This is a genomic window from Pseudomonas sp. HMWF006, assembly GCF_003061205.1.
Classification (GTDB): domain Bacteria; phylum Pseudomonadota; class Gammaproteobacteria; order Pseudomonadales; family Pseudomonadaceae; genus Aquipseudomonas; species Aquipseudomonas monsensis.
Map to the genome: position 1 here is coordinate 1 of NZ_QAIU01000329.1, position 3,323 is coordinate 3,323.

The following is a 3,323-nucleotide window of genomic DNA, read 5'->3' on the forward strand; positions in this document are numbered from 1 at the left end:
GTGCCGGCGGCGGCACAACCGCCGCTGCTGCCGCCGGCACTGTGCCGTTGATTGGCCGGGTTGAGCACGGCGCCATAGGTGTGATTGGCCGACGTCACGCCGAACGACAGTTCGTGCATGTTGTTCTTGCCCACCACCCGCGCGCCGAGGTGTTTGAAGCGCTGGACAATACCGGCGTCCACCTGCGGTACATAGTCGGCCAGGCCGGGTGTGCCGGCGGTGGTCGGCATGCCGCTGACGTTGATGTTGTCTTTGAACGACACGGGCAAACCGTACAGCGCGCTGTCGCGTGCGATACCGTCGGCCTTGAGCGCTGCCGGGTCGAACGTGATGAAGCTGTTGAGGTGTTGCACCTGGGCATGACGCTCGCGCAGGGCCTGCTGCCAGGTGTCCGGGCAGTGCTGGCCGCTGCGAAATCCGTTGACGAGCTGTTCAATGGAAAGCTGGCTGTACATGGAAAATTCTCGGGTTGAAAGGGCCGGGATCAGCAGTAGCGGTACTGCGAGTGCAAGTCGTCGAGCGGGTTACCGGCAATCAGGTCGCCGCCCAGACTGCTGATCACCGCACAGGCGCCGTTGAGTGCGGTTTGAATCGCGCCTTCGGCCCAGCCACCGGTGAACGAGGCGCCGCAACCGGCCAGGTACAGGCCGGTGTCCTGGTTCGGATCGAGCGCAGTGCGGAACTGATAGAACAGGCGCTCGGAGTAAATGTCGTCGCCAGGGAAATTCAGTTTGAAGGCGCCCAGCGCGTGTTTGTCGGTCAGCCAGTCGTATTCCAGAACGTAGCGCTGATAGTCGCCGTCCAGCGGCAGCAGGTGGCTGGCAAACTCCGGCGCGCTCATCGCCAGTTCGTCGACCAGACGCAGGCAGCGCTGCACCTTGTCGGTCATCGACACCATCTTGTGCGAGTCGTCTTCCCAGGTGTAGCTGATCAGCACCACGCCCCACGAGTCTGGATCGTGCGGCGCGTAGTCGAGGCAATAGACGCCCTTGACCAGGGTGTCGGTCTGGATGTTTTGCGCCAGGCCGTGTTTGAGCCAGAACTTGTCCTTGGTCAGGATGAACAGTTTGGACGAGCCGACCATGTGGGTTTCGTTGATCGCCCGCGCCACGTCGCGATTGACGAAGGCCTGGTTCTGCGTGAGCTTGAGGTTCACTTGCAGGGCACGGGTCGTGGTGGTGGTGATCACCCGGTCGCAGGCGTAGGTTTCGCCGTTGCTGCCGGCCAGCAGGATTTCGCCGTTGGCGCCCTTGTTGATCGACTCGATGCGCGTGCGGCAGATCATGTCGCGCAGCTCAATGCCATTGAACGCGGTGCCGGCAATTCGCTCGGCCAGCGAGGAAATGCCGTTGGGCACCAGCCGCTGATTGACCTCCAGGGCATTGACCACCAGCCGCAGGATCTCGGTGAACGAGGCGCGGTACACCGACTGGAAACCGCCGGAGCCAATCCCCAGCGAACCGAACAGGTGGAAGTCCTCGGGCTTGCGCCATGCCTTGCCACCCGGAGGGTTGTTGCCGGTGAAGATGCGCACCATCGCCGAGTAAAACGAGCTGTCGCCGAAGCAGTCCAGGTAGCGTTGCCACTCGGGCTGCACTTCGCAGTAGTTGTGCTGTTTGAGCAGTTCGGTCAGCAGCAGTGGCGGTGCCAGGCACGTGCCGTCATCGAGGGTCACGCCTTCGCGAAGAAACGCCACCCAGCCCTGGTGCACGGTGCTGAACAGCGCCGGCGGTGGCTGCAGCGCCGCCCAGTGATGGGCCTCGCCACGGTAGTGGATTTCGGTGTCGACGACGCCCGGGTCGGGAAACGCTTCGGTGGTCTGGATACCGAAACGATTGAGGTAATGAAACAACCCGACTTCACTGGGCGGAAAGCGCATCGCGCCCATTTCGGCGATGAATTGTGGCTGTTCTTCGTCAAAGCACTGGGTCAGCAAGCGCCCGCCGACGTGTTCCGGCTCGGCTTCGAACAGGGTGACGCGGCGCGCACCGGCGCGCAGCAATTCGTAGGCCGCGACCAGCCCGCTGAGGCCGGCACCGACGATGCCGATGTGCTTTTCGGCGGATTCGGCCGGCAGGTAACCGATCGCTTCATCGGCATTGCGCAGGAACTGGCCATAGTCATAGAGCAGATCGACGTAGGGAAAAGACAGGCACGCGGACGCCTGGTTGGAGCCGTTGGGAATAGGGTTCACAGGGGGAATTCTCGGTCGATCAGATAATGAGTTGCAGGCTTTCAAGGGCGCGTGCGGGGTTGAGCAAGAGAATCTTCTTGCCGTGGATTTTCCACGTGCCGTCGATATTGATCAGTCGGTGCTCGACGGTGACCGGGTAGTGCCATTCACTGTCGCTGCGGGCCTCGCAATAGAGCATGTTGGAACTGGCGAAGGCGCTGAACGAGGCCTCGTCAACCGTGATCCGCGGACGCTGCGCGATGTGCAGGCAGCGGCTCTTGGGCTGCTGGGAAAAGTTGCGCGCATTGGCCAGCCGGTTGATGCGCAGCGTGGTCAGGAAGCGGTCCTCATACACCAGCGAGGACTCGTGCAACGGGCTGCGCTGTTCGCGGGTCATCGGAATCCAGTAGGTGTAATCGTCGCTGAGCAGTTGTTGCCAGGCGTCGAAATCCTGTTGGTCGAGCAAGTGCAGTTCGGTGTCGATCAGTTGCTCGATGGCGTGCTGATTAGATTGATCGTGTTGCATGGTCATCCCGCATCAAGTGCTGCCAGCTGTTATAGAAATTGCGCATCGCCATTTCGCTGGTGCCGGACACCACCTGGGTCTGCGCATAGGCTTCGTGCGGGGTGAACAGCCGGGCGACGTTGACCCATTCGTTGGCGTCGCTGCCCAGCCCTTCCATTGCCCGCTCGTACATTTCCACGTCATCGTGGGCGACCATCGAACACGGTGAGTTGATCAGGTTGTTGTACTGCACGGTTCTTTCCAGCAACTGCACCGGGGCGCCTTGCAGCTCGAAGATCCACGACTCGACGATGGTTTCCCGGGCACTGACCGGTTTGATCACGCGCAGCGTCTGGATCGGCCCCTTGACCATCAGGTTGGGGAAATACACGGTGTTGTGGCGGGTGTCGTCGAGGATCGCCCGGGCCTGGTCTTCGCCGTAGCTTTCCACCATCAGTTCCCAGTACCCCGGGATGTCGGTGTAAGCCTTGTGGATCGAGTTGCTGACCCCGGTGTGCCCGTGGCCGTTGGGCCAGACCCGAATGCCCATGCCGGCGAAAAACTCGTAGGACGCCATGAACGGCGAGAACAGTTCGACCGCCATCGGCGGCTTGCCCTGGTCGCCGGTGTCTTTCCACAAGCGAA

Annotated in this window: 4 protein-coding genes; all 4 read right to left on the reverse strand. The window is 61.8% G+C overall.

Annotated elements, in window-relative coordinates:
- The coding region (locus DBR24_RS13280) for an amidase family protein (RefSeq protein ID WP_256591455.1) at positions 1-455 on the reverse strand (455 nt) is incomplete at its 3' end.
- Between the two features lie 29 nt (positions 456-484).
- Positions 485-2,194, reverse strand: a complete 1,710-nt coding sequence (locus DBR24_RS13285; protein WP_128614990.1) for an NAD(P)/FAD-dependent oxidoreductase — start codon at positions 2,192-2,194, stop codon at positions 485-487.
- Positions 2,195-2,213: 19 nt separating this feature from the next.
- A complete protein-coding gene (locus tag DBR24_RS13290) occupies positions 2,214-2,699 on the reverse strand; it encodes an aromatic-ring-hydroxylating dioxygenase subunit beta (RefSeq protein WP_123466355.1) in 486 nt (161 codons plus the stop codon).
- Positions 2,680-3,323: SRPBCC family protein (locus DBR24_RS13295; protein ID WP_305888970.1), on the reverse strand; the 644-nt coding region annotated here is incomplete at its 5' end. The genes DBR24_RS13295 and DBR24_RS13290, both read right to left, overlap by 20 nt.

Bases quoted from the DNA above. Each gene is read 5' to 3' on its own strand.
- DBR24_RS13290 (WP_123466355.1), bottom strand. From the start codon at position 2,699: ATGCAACACGATCAATCTAATCAGCACGCCATCGAGCAACTGATCGAC.